This is a genomic window from Algibacter marinivivus (assembly GCF_003143755.1).
GTDB lineage: Bacteria > Bacteroidota > Bacteroidia > Flavobacteriales > Flavobacteriaceae > Algibacter_B > Algibacter_B marinivivus.
Genome location: NZ_QFRI01000004.1, coordinates 227,799 through 245,693 on the forward strand (window position 1 = coordinate 227,799; position 17,895 = coordinate 245,693).

Genomic DNA, 17,895 nt, shown 5'->3' on the forward strand with positions numbered 1-17,895 from the left:
AAACATGCTTAAGCAAATCAAATTTATATTAACAGGAGTTCTATTATTAAGCATAACACTAAGTTTTGCTCAAAGAACAGGAAATGATACTATAAATACAGGTGTAATAGATGTTGTTAAGCCATACACACCAACAATATCAGATGCTTTTAAAGTGAAAGAAGTGCCATCTTTAGACGATGAAACTACCGAAACTAAAAAAGAAATTAAGTATAATATATTTTCTTTCCCAGTGGCATCTACTTTCACACCGGCAAAAGGAAAAGCAGCTGTTGTTGAAAAACGAGCGCCTGTAAAATTATTTGATAATTATGCCACTTTAGGTGTTGGAACCTACACTACTATTTTGGGCGAAGTATATTTAAACCATGCTATAAGTAGAAATGAAAGTGTTGGCGGTTACATTAGTCATCACTCTTCAGCTGGCGGAATAGAAGGTGTATCATTTAATGATAATTTTTCTAACTCAAAAATCAACTTGAATTATTCTAGTAGGTTAAGAGATTTAGCATGGAATGTTGAGGCAGGTTTTCAACATCAAATGTTCAATTGGTATGGTGTACCTCAATCACAAATTACTCAGGCGCAATCTAATGATATTGAAGTAGATCATGCTTTTTTTGATGCTCATTTTGGAGGAGATATTGCTTTTGAAGACACGTATATTAACTCTGGAAGTTTCTTTTTTAGACGCTTTGGGGATAATCAAGGTTCTGGAGAAAATAGATTTATTGCAAAAGCAAAAGTAGATATTCCTATTAACGATGTTGAAATCTCAACAGACTTTAAAATAGATTATTTAGGAGGTACTTTTGATAGGAATTATGCAACAACAGATGAATTAAACTATGGGAATTTCCAAATAGGTTTATCACCTACATATCAATTAAAGCAAGACGATTTAACAGTGGACTTAGGAGTTTCTTTGTTTTATTCAAATGATAAAGAGTCTGGAGAAAACAACTTGTATGTGTACCCAAATATTAGTGCAACATATCGATTAGTTAACGATGTTTTAATTGCTTATGGAGGCATTAAAGGAGATTTGATTCAGAATTCTTATCATGGTTTTGCTTCAGAAAACCCGTTTGTATCACCAACTTTAATTATTGCACCAACGGACCAAATTTATAACGCATACGTTGGATTAAAAGGGAAGCTATCGAGTAATATGAGTTATAATATTAGCGGTCGTTATATAGCAGATAGAAACAAAGCATTATTTAGAAATAATGAAATAACACTAACAAATGAGAATTATACTTATGGAAACTCTTTTGGAATGGTTTACGATGATGTTGATACTTTTGGAGTTGCTGGAGAAATTAATGTAGATGTTAATAGAAACTTTAAATTAGGTATAAAGGCAGAGTATTTTACTTATAATACGGATAATCAAAACGAAGCTTGGAATTTACCAGATGTAAAAGGCTCATTGTTTTTAGATTATCAGATAGACGAACATTGGTTTGCAGGCGCAAATTTATATTTTATTGGAGAACGTAAAGATCAATTTTTCTTAAATGATGGTATAACGGCTGCATCACCTTTTACTGTTGTTTTAGATAGTTATTTTGATGCTAATGCGCATTTAGGGTATCATGTAAACAACCAGCTTTCAGTATTTGCAAAAGCCAACAATATAGCCAATGATGCTTACCAAAAATGGCAAAATTTCCCGGTGCAAAGTATTCAGTTTTTAGCTGGAGCTACTTATAAGTTTGATTTTTAATATCAATATTTTAATGAAACAAATTATAACTATTATCTTTTTTTTATTTTCGATTGTGATAAATGCTCAATATAATGATTGGAAACCAGCTGAAGTATTTTTGCAAACAGGAGAAGTTTTAATTGGAAGAGCAAGACTATCAATGTCGATGAATAGAACAGAACATCCTGATGAAAAGAGATTAACTTCATTTTCAATAAGAGTTGGAAATAAAGAATACTTACGATTTTTGGAAGGTAATGAAAGAAGAAGTACTAAGTTTGATACAGAAGAAGTAAAGAAAGTTATTTTTGATTTAGATTACAAAAAGAAAGAAAAAAGGATAAAAAGAAAGGCGATTTTTATTCCTATATATAAAAGTTTAAATAAAACTAAAACGGGGTTTGCTGAACTAATTATTGATGGAAAAATTAAATTGGCTAAGAAAAAGATATCTGGTGCTGGAGTTGCACGTAATTATACTGAGGAAATATTATTAATCCGAGAAAATGAAAGTGCTATTCCAATTAATTATGCATATAAACTTAAATCTTTTAAGAAAAGAACAATTGAATACTTTTATGATTGCCCAAGTTTAATATCTAAAATTGAGAGTGAAGAACTTAAAAAGGACGATTTAGAACTTATAGTTAATTATTATAATGATAACTGCGCCAAATAATCAAAATGCTCACCTTCTAAAACCAACTTACATTGTAACCCAACAGATTCACAAGCTAGTTTTAAAGTCTCAAAATCTAAATACAACCATTTCATAGGTGCTTCTTTTTTACCTTTATAAGATATAAAGTAATCAAGTTCTCCATAATAGCCAGCATTCATATCCATCCAATAGCCACCATCTTCATCTTCATACATATATTTAATATCAGATGAATCTATTAATATCTGCCCACCGGATTTCAAAAGACTTTTTAAATGCGATAAATATTTTGAAACTTGAGTGATTTCTTGAAAAATACCAGTGCCATTCATTAAAAGTAAAACAGTATCATAAGTATCCGTTTCATCCAAAAGCGATTTTACTTCAACATTATTAAGATCTCTAAGTTTCGCAACTTTAACAGCACCTTTAGAGATGTCAATAGCTTTAACATCAAAACCTTTTTTCTGCAGATACAAACTATGACTTCCAGAACCGCAACCAACATCTAATACAGAACCTTTGCAAAGTTTTAAAGCATGTTTTTCTAACTTGTGCATGTCTTTATAATCACGAAATAAATATGGAAGTGGTAAAATATCTTCATCAGAAATATTCGTTGAGGTTATTATATCCTCTGAATAGTTTCCGTTCTGATAATCTAATAAAGCGTCCCCAAACAGGTCTTTCATTATAAAATATAAAATTTTAATATTTAGTTAATTAATACTATCAGATGTGTTAAAAATCTATTTAATCTAAGAGTCTAATAAATCTAATTGTCTAATTTTACAGCATGCAAGACATTATAAATAACCTTCCAAAGCTAGCCAAAGATAAACATAACGAGAATAAAAAGTTCTTTGGGAAGCTTAAAAAGAAACCACCAAAAAACTTAGATTATATCATGCAGGATTTGCATGATCAAGAATTTGAACGTACAGATTGTTTAGAATGTGCAAACTGTTGCAAAACAACAGGTCCTTTATTTACAGATAAAGACGTTGATAGAATTGCTAAACATTTCAGAATGAAATCGCATCAATTTATCAGTCAATATTTAAAAGTTGATGAGGATAATGATTATGTATTGCAAAGCGTGCCATGTACTTTTTTAGATGCGGATAACTATTGTTCTATTTATGATGTAAGACCAAAAGCTTGTAGAGAATTTCCGCATACTGATAGAAAAAAGTTTCAACAGATTTCTAATTTAACTTTAAAAAACGTTGCCATATGTCCAGCAGCTTTCAATATTGTTGAAGAGATGAAAAAAAGAATAAAATAGTATCTTTAAAAAAAAAATAAAATTTGGAAACCATTTTAAATTATTTTGAAACTATACCACCGCTACATAGAGGAGCTATAATAGTTGGTGGACTAACTTTTTTCTGGTTAATAGAAGGAGCAATGCCTTTGTTTAATTTTAAGTATAAAAAATGGAAACACGCTATACCAAACATATTTTTCACCATAACTACTATACTTGTTAATTTGCCAATGGCGTTTCTTTTGTTAATGTCTTCTGATTGGGCAATAGCTAATGATTTTGGAATTTTGAATTGGCTTCCAGAAATGTCTTTAACCTTATACGCAATCCTTGGTGTTTTTTTGATGGATTTTTTTGGGGCTTATTTGCCACATTTAATTGAGCATAAAGTACCACCTTTGTGGATGGTCCATTTGGTGCATCATTCAGATCATAAAGTAGATGCGACTACAGCTAATAGACATCACCCCATTGAAAGTATCATCAGATATACGTTTACCTTAATTGGTGTTATTGCTATTGGTGCTCCAATTGGTATAGTGATGTTGTATCAATCCTTATCAATTGTGGCAACTCAATTTAGTCATTCAAATATAAGACTACCAAAAAAGATTGATAAGTTAATTAGTTATGTATTGGTTTCTCCAGATATGCACAAGGTGCATCACCATTACAAAATGCCTTATACTGATTCTAACTATGGAAATATTTTTTCAGTTTGGGACAGACTCTTTGGCACTTATATGGAATTAGATACTGATAAAATAGTATATGGGGTTGATGTTTTTCCTAATGAAGAGGAAAATAGTAATATTAAAGATTTACTAAAACAGCCATTTCAGAAATATCAAAAACCAACATCTTTTGAAGAAATTCCTGAAAATTAACCATTCTCAATATCACTAATATGGTGTTCTAAAGCTTTAACTGAAATTTGAATTTCTTTTATTAAAAGCGCTAAGGAAATAATAAGTAGAATTAGTGCTATTCCAAACACCCATATAGCAATAATGTTTTGATCTATGTAAATTAAAAACATGGTAAGAACACAGAGTAACAAACTAGTAATACCTGTAATTTGCATAGCTCGGGTTAAATATAAGCGTTGTTTTAAGTTCTTAATTTGGATAATTAATCGTTCATCTTTTTGTTGTAAATATTTGTCGTGTAGATTTCTAATAATAGCTGCATAAGCAATAAATCTATTTGTATATGCTAACATGATTAATGAAATTGCAGAAAACAATAAGGCGGGCGTAGTTAAAGTAAGTTCTTCCATGAAGTCTATTTTAATAAAAAACTAAATTATAAATTCTGTTTCGGAATTTGGTATTTTTAAATTGGAATTTTATCTTTCAACATGCAAGAAGACTTCCTACATTTTCTCTGGAAACATAAAAAAATTAATGTCACTAATTTAAGTTCAACAAAAGGAGAAACTATTATTGTTTCAAATGTTGGAGAGCATAATTTTAATTCAGGTCCTGATTTTTTTAATGCTAAAATAAAAATTGGTGAGCAGCTTTGGGCAGGAAATGTTGAGATTCATTTAAAATCTTCAGATTGGTTTTTGCATAATCATGAAACAGATAAAGCTTATGATAATGTAATTTTACATGTTGTTTGGGAGGATGATACAGAGGTATTCAGAAAAGACAACACGCCCATACCAACATTACAATTAAAGGATATTGTAGATAAACCTTTATTGAATAATTACGAAAAATTGTTTTCAAAAAAAAGTAAGTGGATTAATTGTGAAAACGAATTTTCAACAATTGATAGTTTTATAACAAGCAACTGGTTGGAACGTTTGTATTTTGAGCGTTTAGAATATAAATCAGAAACCATAAAAACCCTTTTAACAGAATCTAAAAATGATTGGGAAGCAGTGTTATTTAAAATGCTAACTAAAAATTTTGGATTAAAGGTAAATGGCGAATCATTTCTTAGTTTAGCTAATTCAATAGACTTTTCAATTATTAGAAAAACACAATCTAATCAACGCTTACTTGAAGCTTTATTATTTGGTCAATCAGGTATGTTAGAGCAAGATATTGAAGATGCTTATTATTCAAACTTGGTGAAAGAATATGCTTTTTTAAAACAAAAATTCAACCTTCAGAATAGTCAAGTCTTAGCAATGCAGTTTTTTAGGTTGAGACCACCTAATTTTCCAACAATTAGACTGTCTCAACTTGCGAGTCTTTATAATAAACATCAAAATGTATTCTCAAAAATTATAACATCAAATAAGCGTGAAGATTTTTACGAGCTCTTCAATGTCTCTACTTCAGAATTTTGGAAAACACATTATACATTTCAAAAAGAGTCAAAGGAAACTACTAAAATACTTTCAAAAGCATTTGTAGATTTATTATTGATTAATACAATTCTACCTTTAAAATTCTGTTATGCAAAACAAAAAGGAGAAGAGGTAGATTCAGATATCATAAAATTAGCATCAGTAATTGCTTCAGAGAAAAACAGTATTATTAATGCATTTAATAAATTAAAAAAAGTATCAAAATCAGCATTACATTCCCAAGCACTAATTCAACTTAAAACAGAATATTGTGATAAGAACAGATGCTTAAAATGTGCCATTGGAAATCAACTTTTAAAGCAATAAACTTTTCCATAATCAAAGTAAGCCTTAAATTGCAGCATGAACAATATTTACAAACCCTTATTGTTTTTTCAAAAGCATGGATATTACGTTTGCCAACGTATTGCAGACCGTTTAGGGATTAGAGCAAAAGTAGTTAGAACCTCATTTATGTACTTAACTTTTGTAACTGTAGGTTTTGGTTTTGCATTATACCTTTTCTTGGCCTTCTGGATGCGAATTAAAGACTTAATTTATACAAAACGATCATCAGTTTTTGATTTATGAATAATCCACTTATAACTTTTTTTAGAACCAAAATATACACAGCTATATTTCTACTAATTATTATTTTAATGATTGGCGTTTTTGGTTATGTTATGATTTCTGGGTATTCTTGGGTTGATGCTTTATACATGACCGTTATAACTATGACTACGGTAGGTTTTGGAGAGGTTGTACCTTTAGATGATGAATCAAAAATATTTACAATATTTTTAATTTTAGCTAGTGTGGTTATTGTTGGTTATGCTTTATCTATTATAACCGAATATATTTTGAGTAAAAATGATGTTGAAGAATTAAAACACAAAAAGATGCAAAAAAAGATTGATAGTTTTAAAAACCACATTGTTATTTGTGGATACGGAAGAAACGGTAAGCAAGCTGCTCGAAAATTAACCGCATATAATAAACAATTTGTAGTTATAGAGAAGAATAAAGAAATGGAAGAACGCATGCAGTTGGATGGTGTTGCTTACGTTATTGGAAATGCTAATGAAGATGAGGTTTTAGTTACTGCAGGTGTAGATAGAGCTGAGTGTTTTATTTCAGCTTTACCTAATGATGCTGATAATTTATTTGTTGTGCTTTCTGCAAGACAATTAAACAGTAAAATAAATATTATTAGTCGCGCATCAAACGAATCTTCTTATGATAAATTAAAATTTGCAGGAGCTAATAATGTTATTTTACCAGACAAAATTGGAGGTGATCATATGGCATCTTTGGTTGTTGTACCAGGTTTAATGGAATTTATTGATAATTTATCAATAGTTGGTAAATCTGATATTAATATAGAAGAAGTAGCTGTTGAAAAATTTTATGATTCAAAAAAACCAAGAACTATTAAAGATTTAGATCTTAGGAAAAAAACAGGATGTACTGTTATTGGTTATAAAGACGAAAATGGCGAGTATACAGTAAACCCTGGAGCAGAAATGAAACTTGCTAGACATTCAAAAATTATTGTTTTAGGACGACCAGAACAAATAGAAGCTTTAAATTCTGAGTACGATATCGATTAGCAATTTTGCTTTTTTAACAGCCTTTGTTTTAAAAAATCATTTTTTTTTAGCATCTTGCTAGCTATTATTAAGAATCTTTCAATAAAAACTAACTAACACAAATTCTTATGAAGAAGTATCTTCTTTCTATTTTTACATTAATAATTCCAATTTTAACATTTGCTCAAGAAACAGTCGAAAAAGGTTTAGATCAACGTATTGACGAAGCATTTCAACCAGTAGCAGATGGTTTTTTTGATTTTATATTCTTTCCAATTTATAAAAGTGATACCATTACAATCCCTTTTGTATTAGTATTATTGGTTGGTAGTGCACTGTTTTTTACTATTTATTTCAAGTTTCCAAATATTTTTCACTTCAAAACAGCAATCAATGTTGTTAGAGGTAAATTTGACGATATAGATCATCCAGTTGTAGAGCCAGCTTATGGTGATGTTACACCTGGAGGAGATTCTATAGAAACAATAAGAGATGAAAGTGAAGAAGGAGAAGTGTCACACTTCCAAGCATTAGCAACAGCTGTTTCAGGAACTGTTGGAAATGGTAACATTGCTGGTGTAGCTTTAGCAATTGCTTTAGGTGGACCAGGAGCAACGTTTTGGATGATTGTATGCGGTTTATTAGGAATGTCTACTAAGTTTGTTGAGTGTACCTTAGGCGTTCAATATAGAGATGTTGGTGAAGATGGTACAGTTTACGGCGGACCAATGTACTATATCAGTAAAGGCTTAAAAGAAAAAGGCTTTGGAATGGTTGGTAAAATTGCAGCAGTATTTTTTGCAATTTTTTGTATTGGTGGTTCTTTTGGTGGAGGTAATGCTGCGCAATCAAACCAAGCAACTATTGTATTAAAAGAATTAATGGGGTTAGAAAGTACAAGTGCTGGTGCTATTATAGGATTAGTACTTGCAGTTTTAGTAGGTATTATTATTATTGGCGGTATTAAACGTATTGCTCAAGTAACTGAAAAAGTTGTTCCTTTTATGGCTGTTATGTACTTAATAGCATGTTTATATATTATTGGTACTAATTTTTCTTTTATTGATGATGCTTTCGGATTAATTTTCAGAGAAGCATTTAACCCAACAGCATTTGGAGTTGGAAGTATCATTGGAGTTTTATTAGTAGGATTCCAAAGAGCAGCCTTTTCAAACGAAGCCGGTGCTGGTTCTGCATCTATTGCCCACTCAGCAGTAAAAACAAAATATTCAGCCTCTGAAGGTTTAGTGGCATTGTTAGAGCCTTTTATTGATACAGTTGTTATTTGTACAATGACGGCTTTAGTTATCATCATATTCAATTTTGGTGGCGGCGACGGTGCCATATTCCAATATGGAGGAGATGGTTCAGGAGCAGTATTAATTGATGGTGTTGCTTATGAAGGTGCTGGAATTACATCACAAGCATTTGCAGCTTACATACCTTACTCTAATGTATTTTTAACTATAGCAGTTGTTTTATTCGCAGTATCAACTATGATTTCATGGTCTTATTACGGATTACAATCTTGGAAATTTTTATTCGGTAGAGGTAAAGCAGCAGATTTAACATACAAATTATTGTTCTTATTATTTGTAATTATAGGTGCTGCAGCTAGTATGGGATCTATCTGGAAATTCTCAGATGCCATGATTTTTGCTATGATTTTTCCAAATATGGTTGGTTTATATTTCTTATTCCCAGTTGTTAAAAAGCAATTAAATAGATATCTTGGTGCTATAAAAGACGCCAAAGAATAAAAACAATAAATAAATTATATGAAATCCCATTTCACGTTTACTAAAAAACAGCGAAATGGGATTTTTTTATTGCTAATTCTCATAGTTATATTTCAATGCCTTTACTTCTTTGTTGATTTCTCTTCAGAAGACATTCAAGTAAATCAAGAAGAACTTTCAAAATTTACAAAAGAAATTGATTCACTTAAGTTAGTTAAACTAGAAGAAAGTAAACCGAAAATTTATCCGTTTAATCCAAATTATATTACAGATTTCAAAGGTTCAAATTTAGGAATGACTAATGAAGAAATTGATAGATTACTAACATTCAGAAAACAAAACAAATGGATTAATTCTACTAAGCAATTTCAAGAGGTAACAAAAATTTCAGATTCGCTATTAGCAACAATGGCACCATATTTCAAATTCCCAGAATGGGTAACAAATCCCAAACCTAAAACAGGTTCAAATTACAGTTATAATAATACACCAAAAACCTACGCACAAAAACAAGATTTAAACACAGCTACTGCAGAACAACTTCAAAAAGTAAACGGAATTGGTAAGGTGTTTTCAGACCGAATCATAAAATACAGAAATAAATCAAAAGGCGGATTTATAGCAGATGTAGAGCTTAATGATGTTTACGGACTAGAGCCAGAAGTTATAGAGCAAATCACAAAACTATTCACCGTAAAAACACCTAAGGCTGTTAGCAAAATCAATTTAAATTCCGCAACGGTTGACAATTTGGTTACCATACCACATATAGATTATGATTTGGCACATAACATTATTGAGCAACGTCAACTCAGAGAAGGCTACAAATCCATAAACGAATTAACAAAAGTTAAAGGCTTTCCTGTAAATAAAATACAGATAATTGAATTATATTTGCACTTCGAAAAAGAAAATTAAATGAATAGCATGTACTTCACAGAAGAGCATAACCTTTTTAGAAAAAGCCTTCAAGATTTTTTGCAAAAAGAAGTAGTCCCTCACATCGAAAAATGGGAGAAAACAGGTAATATCGAAAGATTTATTTGGAAGAAATTTGGCGATATGGGCTTCTTTGGTATTAATTACCCAGAGGCTTACGGTGGTATGGATTTAGATTTATTCTACACCGTTATTTTGCTTGAAGAACTTCAAAAAATAAACTCAGGAGGGTTTGCTGCTGCAATTTGGGCACATGCTTATTTGGCTATGACGCATTTAAATGCAGAAGGAGACGATGCTATAAAACAAAAATACCTAGCACCAAGTATTACAGGTGATAAAATAGGATGTCTTTGTATTACTGAGCCTTTTGGCGGAAGCGATGTTGCAGGCATGAGAACCACAGCAGTAAAAGAAGGAGACCATTATATAATTAACGGATCAAAAACATTTATAACCAACGGCGTAATTAGCGATTACTTGGTAGTTGCAGCCAAAACCAATCCAGAATTAGGTAATAAAGGTATAAGTATTTTTGTGCTAGATAGAGATATGGCAGGCGTATCAGCAACCAAACTAGATAAATTAGGATGGCGCGCCTCAGATACTGGCGAGATAGCTTTCGATAACGTAAAAGTACCACTTGAAAACCTTATGGGCGATGAAAACAAAGGCTTTTCGTATATCATGCAACACTTCTCTCTAGAGCGTTTAATTATGGGTATTAATGCACATGCCAGAGCAGAATTTGCTTTAGAGTATGCATTGCAGTACATGAGTGAGCGTCAAGCGTTCGGAAAATCTATCAATAAATTCCAAGCCTTACGCCATAGTATATCAGATTTATATGCCGATATGGAGATGTGTAAAACGTTTAATTATGCCGTAGCCTATAGGTTAAACAAAGGCGAGTATGTAGTTAAAGAGGCAACGATGTCTAAGCTAAAGTCTACAAAAATGGCAGACGATGTAGTGTACCAATGCCTCCAATTTTTAGGTGGTTACGGTTACATGGAAGAGTACCCAATGGCACGTCTATTACGCGATAGCAGATTAGGACCAATTGGTGGAGGAACTTCAGAGATACTCCGCGAAATTCTTGCAAAAATCATCATAGACAAAAAAGAATATAAGCCAGCAACGTAAAATCTATGCTTTTCATAGATTTTTTTGGCGTTACCCAAAGGGTCGAGCTTTCCACTATATCTTTTGCTTTTTTGTCATTCCTGCGAAGGCAGGAATCCATTAACCAAATTATAGTTTCGCATTAAGTATATTTCCATTTAATATAAAGCAAAAGGATGCCGTTTCAATCCCTAACGCACCTGTTTGCTAAAGTCTGTTCTAAAACTGAAATTTGCTTTAATTTTTGAGTGGTTTGAGTAAGGATAGTTGCGTGGTTAAGCAACTAACTTAGCAAAAATGAAACGAACCAGAGGAAAATCCGCAGGATTTTCCGAGTAGGCTAGAACCAAGCAATTATTTTTACACTTTGTTACCTGCGGTTTTTATTCATTTTAAAGTCCAAAGAAAAATTTAAAGTAACTATTTTTTGGCTTCAGTACTTTTATTTTGGTCAGATAAATAAATTGTCCACTTTCATTTTTTCTGTACACATTTAAATCCGAGTCAGCTTTCTTTAGAATCGAATCTCCAACTTTAATTTCTTTCTTTTCTAATTGTTCCAAATAAAAGAAGTCCGATTTCCCATAATGTACTTTTGTTCCTCTAGTAGTTTTTATGTCCGTAATAATTCCGTTTACATTGTCATTATAAAAAACTACTTTGTTTTCATAGTAACTAGATTTTGAATTGTAAATCAAAGTTAATGCAATCAATACAATTACAATTCCCCAAACTTTTTTAATAAGGCTAATTTTCATTTTTTCAACTTGTAGGTAATGTTTTTAAGGATCTGCGTCGTTTTAATGACTTATATCCGAACGTAAAACGAAGGTAGATGAAAATTTTTACAAAATCAAGGCTAAAAATACCAACCCAATCTATTGCAAACTCTAAATAACTTTTTATATTTGCGCCTTGAAAATTCTAAAAGAGAGGAGGTTAAGACACTATGTTAAGAATTCCAGTTAAAGAAGGAGAAAATATAGATAGAGCACTAAAGCGTTACAAACGTAAGTTTGTAAAAACAACGGTTAAAAATCAGTTGCAAGAACGTAAGCAGTTTACTAAACCTTCAGTAGAACGTAGAGCGCAAGTAAAAAAAGCACAATACATTCAAAGCTTAAGAGACGCAGAAGAGGTATAATTAACTTCTTTTATTATAATTTAAAAATCCCGCTACATGTGATGAACTTGTTTCAGTATCTAGTGGGATTTTTTTATTCTATATTTTCAAGCTTACATATAATATAGTTTTAAGTTGCTGGATTAACTTTTAACTTTTAACTTTAAGCTTTTAACTTATTTTTTAAAATGTCTTTTCTATCCTTTACAGAATACTTGCTTCTAGAAAAAAACTACTCTAAGTTAACAGTAAAAGCATATCAAAATGATTTAGAAGATTTCTCAGATTTCATAAAAGACGAATACGAAACAAACACAATAAATAAAGTAAACTACGCCCAAGTAAGAAGTTGGATAGTATCACTTGTAGAAAGTGGTTTATCAAACCGAAGTATTAACCGAAAAGTTTCAGCATTAAACACCTATTATAAATTTCTTTTAAAAACAGGCGATATTAAAATCAACCCATTATCAAAACATAAAGCCTTAAAAACAAGTAAAAAAGTACAAGTCCCATTTTCTGAAGCAGAAATAAAAATAGTTCTAGACGATTTAAATTTTGCTAATGATTATGAAAGTGTACGAAACAAATTCATCATAGAATTATTCTATTCTACAGGGATAAGAAGAATAGAACTTGTAGAACTCAAATTATCCAGTTTAGATTTACATAATAATACGTTAAAAGTTCTAGGAAAAAGAAATAAAGAGCGCATCGTTCCGTTATTAAAATCTGTAGCACAAACAGCAGTTAAATATTTAAATCTTAGAAACGAGTTGGAAATTATTCAAGATAAAGAACAACTCTTTTTAACGAAAAAAGGTGTAAAAATATACGAAACACTTGTTTACAGAATAATAAATGAGTATTTTAGTTTGGCATCTTCAAAAGTAAAGAAGAGTCCACACATTCTAAGGCACTCTTTCGCTACACATTTGTTAAACCAAGGTGCAGATTTAAATGCTGTTAAAGAACTTCTTGGTCATTCAAGTTTAGCTGCTACACAAGTGTATACGCATAATAGTATAGCAGAATTAAAAAAAGTGCATGTTAATGCACACCCAAGAAGTAAAAAGTAACATTTAAATTATTTGTCTAACCAAAAAGTATAAGTATGAAAGTGAACACACAATCAGTAAATTTTAATGCCGACCAAAAGTTGATAAATTTTATACAACAGAGAATGGATAAATTAGATATGTATTATGACAAAGTCATTAAATCTGATGTTTTTTTAAAAGTAGAAAATACAAGTAATAAAGAGAATAAAATATTTGAAGCAAAGGTAAGCGTACCTGGTGATAGCCTTGTAGTTAAGAAGCAATGTAAAACCTTTGAAGAAGGAGCAGATATGGCAGTGGCATCATTACAAAGACAGCTAAAAAAGAGAAAAGAAAAATTAAGAGCACATTTATGATAAAATTTCTCAAAAAATGTTTTGAATAAAGTAAAAAAACTATACATTTGCAGTCCGTTAGAAATAGCGGGCTTTTTTTATGTGGTTTTTTTATAAAAAAATCGATAAAAAAGCCGATGTAGCTCAGCTGGCTAGAGCAGCTGATTTGTAATCAGCAGGTCGTGGGTTCGAGTCCCTCCATCGGCTCAAGTTCTTAAAAAATATTGAAATAAGTTAATTGGGGAGATACTCAAGCGGCCAACGAGGGCAGACTGTAAATCTGCTGACTACGTCTTCGCAGGTTCGAATCCTGCTCTCCCCACAAACTTTTTTTGATTTTTTGTTGAAATATTGAAATCCTGATAAATGTAAGTTTATCAAAAAATTGCGGGAGTAGCTCAGTTGGTAGAGCGTCAGCCTTCCAAGCTGAATGTCGCCAGTTCGAACCTGGTCTCCCGCTCTAAAATTCCTGCGAAGGCAGGAATCTCTTCTTTCTTTTACAGAAAGGATAGGAAATAAAAACTTTACGCCGGTGTAGCTCAGGGGTAGAGCGTTTCCTTGGTAAGGAAGAGGTCACGAGTTCAAATCTCGTCATTGGCTCTATTATAGAGTAAAAAGTAGAACACACTAATATTATTATATAACTAAGATTAAAAATTTTTAAAACATGGCAAAGGCAACTTTCGATCGTTCAAAACCACACTTAAATATTGGTACAATTGGACACGTAGATCACGGTAAAACAACTTTAACTGCTGCTATTACTAAAGTATTAGCTGATGCAGGTTTATCTGAAGCAAGAGATTTCGATCAAATTGATAACGCTCCAGAAGAAAAAGAAAGAGGTATAACAATTAATACTTCACACGTAGAATATCAAACTCAAAATCGTCACTATGCACACGTAGATTGTCCAGGTCACGCCGATTACGTAAAGAACATGGTAACTGGTGCTGCACAAATGGATGGTGCTATATTAGTAGTAGCTGCAACTGATGGTCCTATGCCACAAACTCGTGAGCACATCTTATTAGGTCGTCAAGTAGGTATTCCTCGTATCGTTGTTTTCTTAAACAAAGTTGATATGGTGGATGACGAAGAGTTATTAGAATTAGTAGACATGGAAGTTAGAGATTTATTAAACTTCTATGAGTACGATGGAGATAACGGACCTGTAATTTCTGGTTCTGCTTTAGGTGCACTTAACGGTGAAGCTAAATGGGTAGATACTGTAATGGAATTAATGGCTGCTTGTGATGAGTGGATTGAAGAGCCTGTACGTGATATGGACAAGCCTTTCTTAATGCCTATTGAAGATGTATTTTCTATTACTGGTCGTGGTACTGTAGCAACTGGTCGTATTGAGACTGGTGTTGCAAACACTGGAGATCCTGTAGAAATCATTGGTATGGGTGCTGAGAAATTAACATCTACTATTACTGGTATTGAAATGTTCCGTCAAATATTAGATAGAGGTGAAGCTGGTGATAATGCTGGTATCTTATTAAGAGGTATAGAGAAAGCTCAAATCTCTAGAGGTATGGTAATTACTAAACCAGGTTCAGTTACACCACACGCTAAATTCAAAGCTGAGGTTTATATCCTTAAAAAAGAAGAAGGTGGACGTCATACTCCATTCCATAACAACTACCGTCCACAGTTCTACGTACGTACAACTGATGTAACAGGAAACATTGCGCTTCCTTCTGGAGTTGAAATGGTTATGCCTGGAGATAACTTAACTATTACTGTTGAGTTAATTCAACCAATTGCAATGAACGTAGGTTTACGTTTCGCTATCCGTGAAGGTGGTAGAACAGTTGGTGCAGGTCAGGTAACTGAGATATTAGACTAATACAGTTTAAATATAAATAATAAGGCTATAAGGTATTCCGTTTTTTCGGAATACCTTCCCTTATATTTACGGGTTTAGCTCAGTTGGTAGAGCACTGGTCTCCAAAACCAGGTGTCGGGAGTTCGAGTCTCTCAACCCGTGCAATACAAAATTGAGTATCATTTCAATTTAGATTTAAAAAAAAAATAACATGGCTGGAATTGTAAATTATATAAAAGAATCATTCGGAGAACTAAAAAACAATGTGACGTGGCCTACATGGGCAGAAGCACAAAGTTTAACTGTTTTAGTGGCTGTATTTTCAATTATATTCTCTCTTGCAATATGGGGAGTAGATACAGTTTTCAGTAAAGTTATAACGTATTACTTTGATTTAATTAAATAAGCAAGTTATTCTATGTCTGAAGTAAGCGAGAAAAAATGGTACGTTGTTCGTGCAGTAAGTGGTCAAGAAAATAAAATCAAAGCGTACATCGAGAGAGAAATCGAACGATTAGGTTTACAAGATTATGTTGATCAAGTACTTGTACCAACAGAAAAAGTAATTCAAATCCGTAATGGAAAAAAGATTCAAAAAGAGAAAACTTTTTTTCCAGGATATATAATGATACAAGCAAACCTAACCGGTGAAGTTCCTCATATTATTAGATCAGTTACTAATGTAATTGGTTTTTTAGGTGAAACTAAAGGAGGAGATCCTGTGCCATTAAGACAATCTGAAGTAAACAGAATGTTAGGTAAGGTTGATGAACTTTCAGTAGAAGAAACAGCAAATGTTGCTATTCCTTTTACAAAAGGAGAAACGGTTAAAGTAATTGATGGTCCTTTCAATGGGTTTGATGGAACTATAGAGAAGATAAATGAAGAAAAGCGTAAGCTTGAAGTAATGGTTAAGATTTTTGGAAGAAAAACACCATTAGAGTTAAGTTATATGCAAGTTGAAAAAGTATAATAGTGTTACATTAAGATAGATGAGTCTTTCGCTTCCAAAAGAAAGATAACATCAAAATTAAATTATTAAAAATGGCAAAAGAATTAGGTAAAGTAGTTAAGTTACAAGTTCGGGGAGGTGCTGCGAATCCATCGCCACCGGTTGGACCCGCTTTAGGAGCTGCAGGTGTTAACATCATGGAGTTCTGTAAGCAATTCAATGCCAGAACCCAAGACAAACCAGGTAAAGTATTACCAGTGGTTATATCTGTTTACAAAGACAAATCATTTGACTTTGTAATTAAAACTCCACCAGCAGCAGTTCAATTATTAGAATCTGCAAAAGTGAAGAAAGGGTCTGGAGAGCCAAACCGAAAAAAAGTAGCTAAAGTATCTTGGGATCAAGTAAGAACCATTGCAGAAGACAAAATGGTAGATTTAAATGCATTTACAATTGAGTCTGCTATGAAAATGGTTGCTGGAACAGCAAGATCGATGGGAATAACTGTAACAGGGAAATTTCCTTCTTAATCTATAAAAGACATTAGAAAATGGCAAGATTAACAAAAAAGCAAAAAGAGGCTTTAGCAAAAATTGAAAAAGGTAAAATTTATTCTGTTGATGAAGCATCAGCATTAATAAAAGAAATTACCAATACTAAGTTCGACGCATCAGTTGATTTAGCAGTACGTTTAGGAGTAGATCCTCGTAAAGCTAATCAAATGGTGAGAGGTGTGGTTTCTTTACCACATGGAACTGGTAAGGATATGAAAGTATTAGCATTAGTAACACCAGATAAAGAAGCGGAAGCTAAAGAAGCTGGGGCAGATTACGTTGGTTTAGATGAGTACCTTGAAAAAATCAAAGGTGGATGGACAGACGTTGACGTTATCGTTACTATGCCAAGTGTTATGGGTAAATTAGGTCCTTTAGGACGTGTATTAGGTCCTCGTGGTTTAATGCCTAATCCAAAAACTGGTACTGTAACTATGGATGTTGCTAAAGCTGTAACAGAAGTGAAAGCTGGTAAAATTGACTTTAAAGTTGATAAAACTGGTATCGTTCACGCAGCTATAGGAAAAGCATCTTTTAGTGCTGATAAAATTGCGGGTAACGCAAATGAATTATTAACAACATTAATGAAACTAAAACCGACAACCGCTAAAGGTGTTTATGTAAAAAGCATTTTCATGTCTTCTACAATGAGCCCAAGTATAGCTGTTGATCCTAAAATTGGTTAATTAAGTTA

The 17,895-nt window shown here is 32.1% G+C and carries 21 protein-coding genes and 5 tRNA genes; 23 read left to right on the forward strand and 3 right to left on the reverse strand.

What is annotated here, in order from left to right:
• Positions 1–4: 4 nt before the first annotated feature.
• Together DIS18_RS14165 and DIS18_RS14170 are read left to right on the forward strand one after the other, a co-directional pair.
• The gene (locus DIS18_RS14165) at positions 5–1,732 is read left to right on the forward strand and encodes a porin family protein (protein ID WP_109353738.1); all 1,728 of its coding nucleotides are present in this window, start codon (positions 5–7) and stop codon (positions 1,730–1,732) included.
• A 13-nt stretch (positions 1,733–1,745) separates the two neighbouring features.
• The gene (locus DIS18_RS14170) at positions 1,746–2,393 is read left to right on the forward strand and encodes a hypothetical protein (protein WP_146191838.1); all 648 of its coding nucleotides are present in this window, start codon (positions 1,746–1,748) and stop codon (positions 2,391–2,393) included.
• Here DIS18_RS14170 and DIS18_RS14175 read toward each other — a convergent pair.
• Positions 2,369–3,067 (reverse strand): class I SAM-dependent methyltransferase, encoded by a 699-nt coding sequence (locus DIS18_RS14175; protein WP_109353740.1) that lies wholly within the window; start codon positions 3,065–3,067, stop codon positions 2,369–2,371. The genes DIS18_RS14170 and DIS18_RS14175 overlap by 25 nt on opposite strands.
• A gap of 104 nt (positions 3,068–3,171) precedes the next feature.
• On the opposite strand from DIS18_RS14175, the gene DIS18_RS14180 reads away from it, so the two are divergent.
• Positions 3,172–3,663 carry a YkgJ family cysteine cluster protein gene (locus tag DIS18_RS14180; protein ID WP_109353741.1) on the forward strand — a complete coding sequence of 164 codons (492 nt, stop codon included), beginning with the start codon at positions 3,172–3,174 and terminating at the stop codon, positions 3,661–3,663.
• A gap of 23 nt (positions 3,664–3,686) precedes the next feature.
• On the forward strand, positions 3,687–4,532 hold the full coding sequence (locus tag DIS18_RS14185) for a sterol desaturase family protein (RefSeq protein WP_109353742.1): 846 nt from the start codon (positions 3,687–3,689) through the stop codon (positions 4,530–4,532).
• On the opposite strand, the gene DIS18_RS14190 is transcribed toward DIS18_RS14185, so the two are convergent.
• Complete coding sequence (locus tag DIS18_RS14190; RefSeq protein WP_109353743.1) at positions 4,529–4,924, reverse strand: DUF2721 domain-containing protein; 396 nt, start codon at positions 4,922–4,924, stop codon at positions 4,529–4,531. The genes DIS18_RS14185 and DIS18_RS14190 overlap by 4 nt on opposite strands.
• Positions 4,925–5,005: 81 nt before the next feature.
• Between DIS18_RS14190 and DIS18_RS14195 the strand changes: the two genes are divergently transcribed.
• The 6 genes from DIS18_RS14195 to DIS18_RS14220 all read left to right on the forward strand — a co-directional run bounded on the left by DIS18_RS14195 (position 5,006) and on the right by DIS18_RS14220 (position 11,363).
• Entirely contained in the window at positions 5,006–6,277 is a 1,272-nt protein-coding gene (locus tag DIS18_RS14195; protein ID WP_109353744.1) for a DUF2851 family protein, read from the forward strand.
• 36 nt (positions 6,278–6,313) lie between these two features.
• Positions 6,314–6,541 carry a PspC domain-containing protein gene (locus DIS18_RS14200; protein ID WP_109353745.1) on the forward strand — a complete coding sequence of 76 codons (228 nt, stop codon included), beginning with the start codon at positions 6,314–6,316 and terminating at the stop codon, positions 6,539–6,541.
• Positions 6,538–7,560: a potassium channel family protein gene (locus DIS18_RS14205; RefSeq protein ID WP_109353746.1), complete on the forward strand. Its 1,023-nt coding sequence runs from the start codon at positions 6,538–6,540 to the stop codon at positions 7,558–7,560. Before DIS18_RS14200 ends, DIS18_RS14205 begins: the two co-directional genes overlap by 4 nt.
• Positions 7,561–7,667: 107 nt before the next feature.
• Positions 7,668–9,299, forward strand: coding sequence for an alanine/glycine:cation symporter family protein (locus DIS18_RS14210; protein WP_109353747.1), 1,632 nt, complete (start codon positions 7,668–7,670; stop codon positions 9,297–9,299).
• 18 nt (positions 9,300–9,317) lie between these two features.
• The gene (locus tag DIS18_RS14215; RefSeq protein WP_109353748.1) at positions 9,318–10,196 is read left to right on the forward strand and encodes a ComEA family DNA-binding protein; all 879 of its coding nucleotides are present in this window, start codon (positions 9,318–9,320) and stop codon (positions 10,194–10,196) included.
• Positions 10,197–11,363, forward strand: coding sequence for an acyl-CoA dehydrogenase family protein (locus DIS18_RS14220; protein WP_109353749.1), 1,167 nt, complete (start codon positions 10,197–10,199; stop codon positions 11,361–11,363).
• 371 nt (positions 11,364–11,734) lie between these two features.
• On the opposite strand, the gene DIS18_RS14225 is transcribed toward DIS18_RS14220, so the two are convergent.
• Entirely contained in the window at positions 11,735–12,100 is a 366-nt protein-coding gene (locus tag DIS18_RS14225; RefSeq protein ID WP_109353750.1) for a hypothetical protein, read from the reverse strand.
• Positions 12,101–12,291: 191 nt separating this feature from the next.
• Here DIS18_RS14225 and rpsU point away from each other — a divergent pair, with 191 nt between their 5' ends.
• The 13 genes from rpsU (at position 12,292) to rplA (ending at position 17,887) form a co-directional block, all read left to right on the forward strand.
• The gene (rpsU, locus tag DIS18_RS14230) at positions 12,292–12,486 is read left to right on the forward strand and encodes a 30S ribosomal protein S21 (protein ID WP_109353751.1); all 195 of its coding nucleotides are present in this window, start codon (positions 12,292–12,294) and stop codon (positions 12,484–12,486) included.
• A gap of 167 nt (positions 12,487–12,653) precedes the next feature.
• A complete protein-coding gene (locus tag DIS18_RS14235; protein ID WP_109353752.1) occupies positions 12,654–13,544 on the forward strand; it encodes a tyrosine-type recombinase/integrase in 891 nt (296 codons plus the stop codon).
• 35 nt (positions 13,545–13,579) lie between these two features.
• On the forward strand, positions 13,580–13,882 hold the full coding sequence (gene hpf, locus DIS18_RS14240) for a ribosome hibernation-promoting factor, HPF/YfiA family (protein WP_109353753.1): 303 nt from the start codon (positions 13,580–13,582) through the stop codon (positions 13,880–13,882).
• A gap of 112 nt (positions 13,883–13,994) precedes the next feature.
• Positions 13,995–14,068: transfer RNA gene (locus tag DIS18_RS14245), tRNA-Thr, on the forward strand.
• Positions 14,069–14,101: 33 nt separating this feature from the next.
• Positions 14,102–14,183: transfer RNA gene (locus tag DIS18_RS14250), tRNA-Tyr, on the forward strand.
• Between the two features lie 65 nt (positions 14,184–14,248).
• A tRNA-Gly gene (locus DIS18_RS14255) sits at positions 14,249–14,321 on the forward strand.
• Positions 14,322–14,389: 68 nt separating this feature from the next.
• A tRNA-Thr gene (locus tag DIS18_RS14260) sits at positions 14,390–14,461 on the forward strand.
• Positions 14,462–14,528: 67 nt separating this feature from the next.
• Complete coding sequence (tuf, locus tag DIS18_RS14265) at positions 14,529–15,716, forward strand: elongation factor Tu (RefSeq protein ID WP_109353754.1); 1,188 nt, start codon at positions 14,529–14,531, stop codon at positions 15,714–15,716.
• Between the two features lie 68 nt (positions 15,717–15,784).
• Positions 15,785–15,857, forward strand: a tRNA-Trp gene (locus DIS18_RS14270).
• A gap of 49 nt (positions 15,858–15,906) precedes the next feature.
• Positions 15,907–16,101 carry a preprotein translocase subunit SecE gene (gene secE, locus DIS18_RS14275; RefSeq protein ID WP_109353755.1) on the forward strand — a complete coding sequence of 65 codons (195 nt, stop codon included), beginning with the start codon at positions 15,907–15,909 and terminating at the stop codon, positions 16,099–16,101.
• Between the two features lie 12 nt (positions 16,102–16,113).
• Positions 16,114–16,668 (forward strand): transcription termination/antitermination protein NusG, encoded by a 555-nt coding sequence (gene nusG, locus DIS18_RS14280; RefSeq protein ID WP_109353756.1) that lies wholly within the window; start codon positions 16,114–16,116, stop codon positions 16,666–16,668.
• 71 nt (positions 16,669–16,739) lie between these two features.
• Positions 16,740–17,177 (forward strand): 50S ribosomal protein L11, encoded by a 438-nt coding sequence (gene rplK / locus DIS18_RS14285; RefSeq protein WP_109353757.1) that lies wholly within the window; start codon positions 16,740–16,742, stop codon positions 17,175–17,177.
• Between the two features lie 20 nt (positions 17,178–17,197).
• Complete coding sequence (gene rplA / locus DIS18_RS14290; RefSeq protein WP_109353758.1) at positions 17,198–17,887, forward strand: 50S ribosomal protein L1; 690 nt, start codon at positions 17,198–17,200, stop codon at positions 17,885–17,887.
• Positions 17,888–17,895 lie beyond the last annotated feature (8 nt).

Coding starts and splice junctions, on each gene's coding strand:
- DIS18_RS14165 (WP_109353738.1), top strand. CDS start 5: ATGCTTAAGCAAATCAAATTTATATTAACAGGAGTTCTATTATTAAGC.
- DIS18_RS14170 (WP_146191838.1), top strand. CDS start 1,746: ATGAAACAAATTATAACTATTATCTTTTTTTTATTTTCGATTGTGATA.
- DIS18_RS14175 (WP_109353740.1), bottom strand. CDS start 3,067: ATGAAAGACCTGTTTGGGGACGCTTTATTAGATTATCAGAACGGAAAC.
- DIS18_RS14180 (WP_109353741.1), top strand. CDS start 3,172: ATGCAAGACATTATAAATAACCTTCCAAAGCTAGCCAAAGATAAACAT.
- DIS18_RS14190 (WP_109353743.1), bottom strand. CDS start 4,924: ATGGAAGAACTTACTTTAACTACGCCCGCCTTATTGTTTTCTGCAATT.
- DIS18_RS14195 (WP_109353744.1), top strand. CDS start 5,006: ATGCAAGAAGACTTCCTACATTTTCTCTGGAAACATAAAAAAATTAAT.
- DIS18_RS14200 (WP_109353745.1), top strand. CDS start 6,314: ATGAACAATATTTACAAACCCTTATTGTTTTTTCAAAAGCATGGATAT.
- DIS18_RS14205 (WP_109353746.1), top strand. CDS start 6,538: ATGAATAATCCACTTATAACTTTTTTTAGAACCAAAATATACACAGCT.
- DIS18_RS14210 (WP_109353747.1), top strand. CDS start 7,668: ATGAAGAAGTATCTTCTTTCTATTTTTACATTAATAATTCCAATTTTA.
- DIS18_RS14215 (WP_109353748.1), top strand. CDS start 9,318: ATGAAATCCCATTTCACGTTTACTAAAAAACAGCGAAATGGGATTTTT.
- DIS18_RS14220 (WP_109353749.1), top strand. CDS start 10,197: ATGAATAGCATGTACTTCACAGAAGAGCATAACCTTTTTAGAAAAAGC.
- DIS18_RS14225 (WP_109353750.1), bottom strand. CDS start 12,100: ATGAAAATTAGCCTTATTAAAAAAGTTTGGGGAATTGTAATTGTATTG.
- rpsU (WP_109353751.1), top strand. CDS start 12,292: ATGTTAAGAATTCCAGTTAAAGAAGGAGAAAATATAGATAGAGCACTA.
- DIS18_RS14235 (WP_109353752.1), top strand. CDS start 12,654: ATGTCTTTTCTATCCTTTACAGAATACTTGCTTCTAGAAAAAAACTAC.
- hpf (WP_109353753.1), top strand. CDS start 13,580: ATGAAAGTGAACACACAATCAGTAAATTTTAATGCCGACCAAAAGTTG.
- tuf (WP_109353754.1), top strand. CDS start 14,529: ATGGCAAAGGCAACTTTCGATCGTTCAAAACCACACTTAAATATTGGT.
- secE (WP_109353755.1), top strand. CDS start 15,907: ATGGCTGGAATTGTAAATTATATAAAAGAATCATTCGGAGAACTAAAA.
- nusG (WP_109353756.1), top strand. CDS start 16,114: ATGTCTGAAGTAAGCGAGAAAAAATGGTACGTTGTTCGTGCAGTAAGT.
- rplK (WP_109353757.1), top strand. CDS start 16,740: ATGGCAAAAGAATTAGGTAAAGTAGTTAAGTTACAAGTTCGGGGAGGT.
- rplA (WP_109353758.1), top strand. CDS start 17,198: ATGGCAAGATTAACAAAAAAGCAAAAAGAGGCTTTAGCAAAAATTGAA.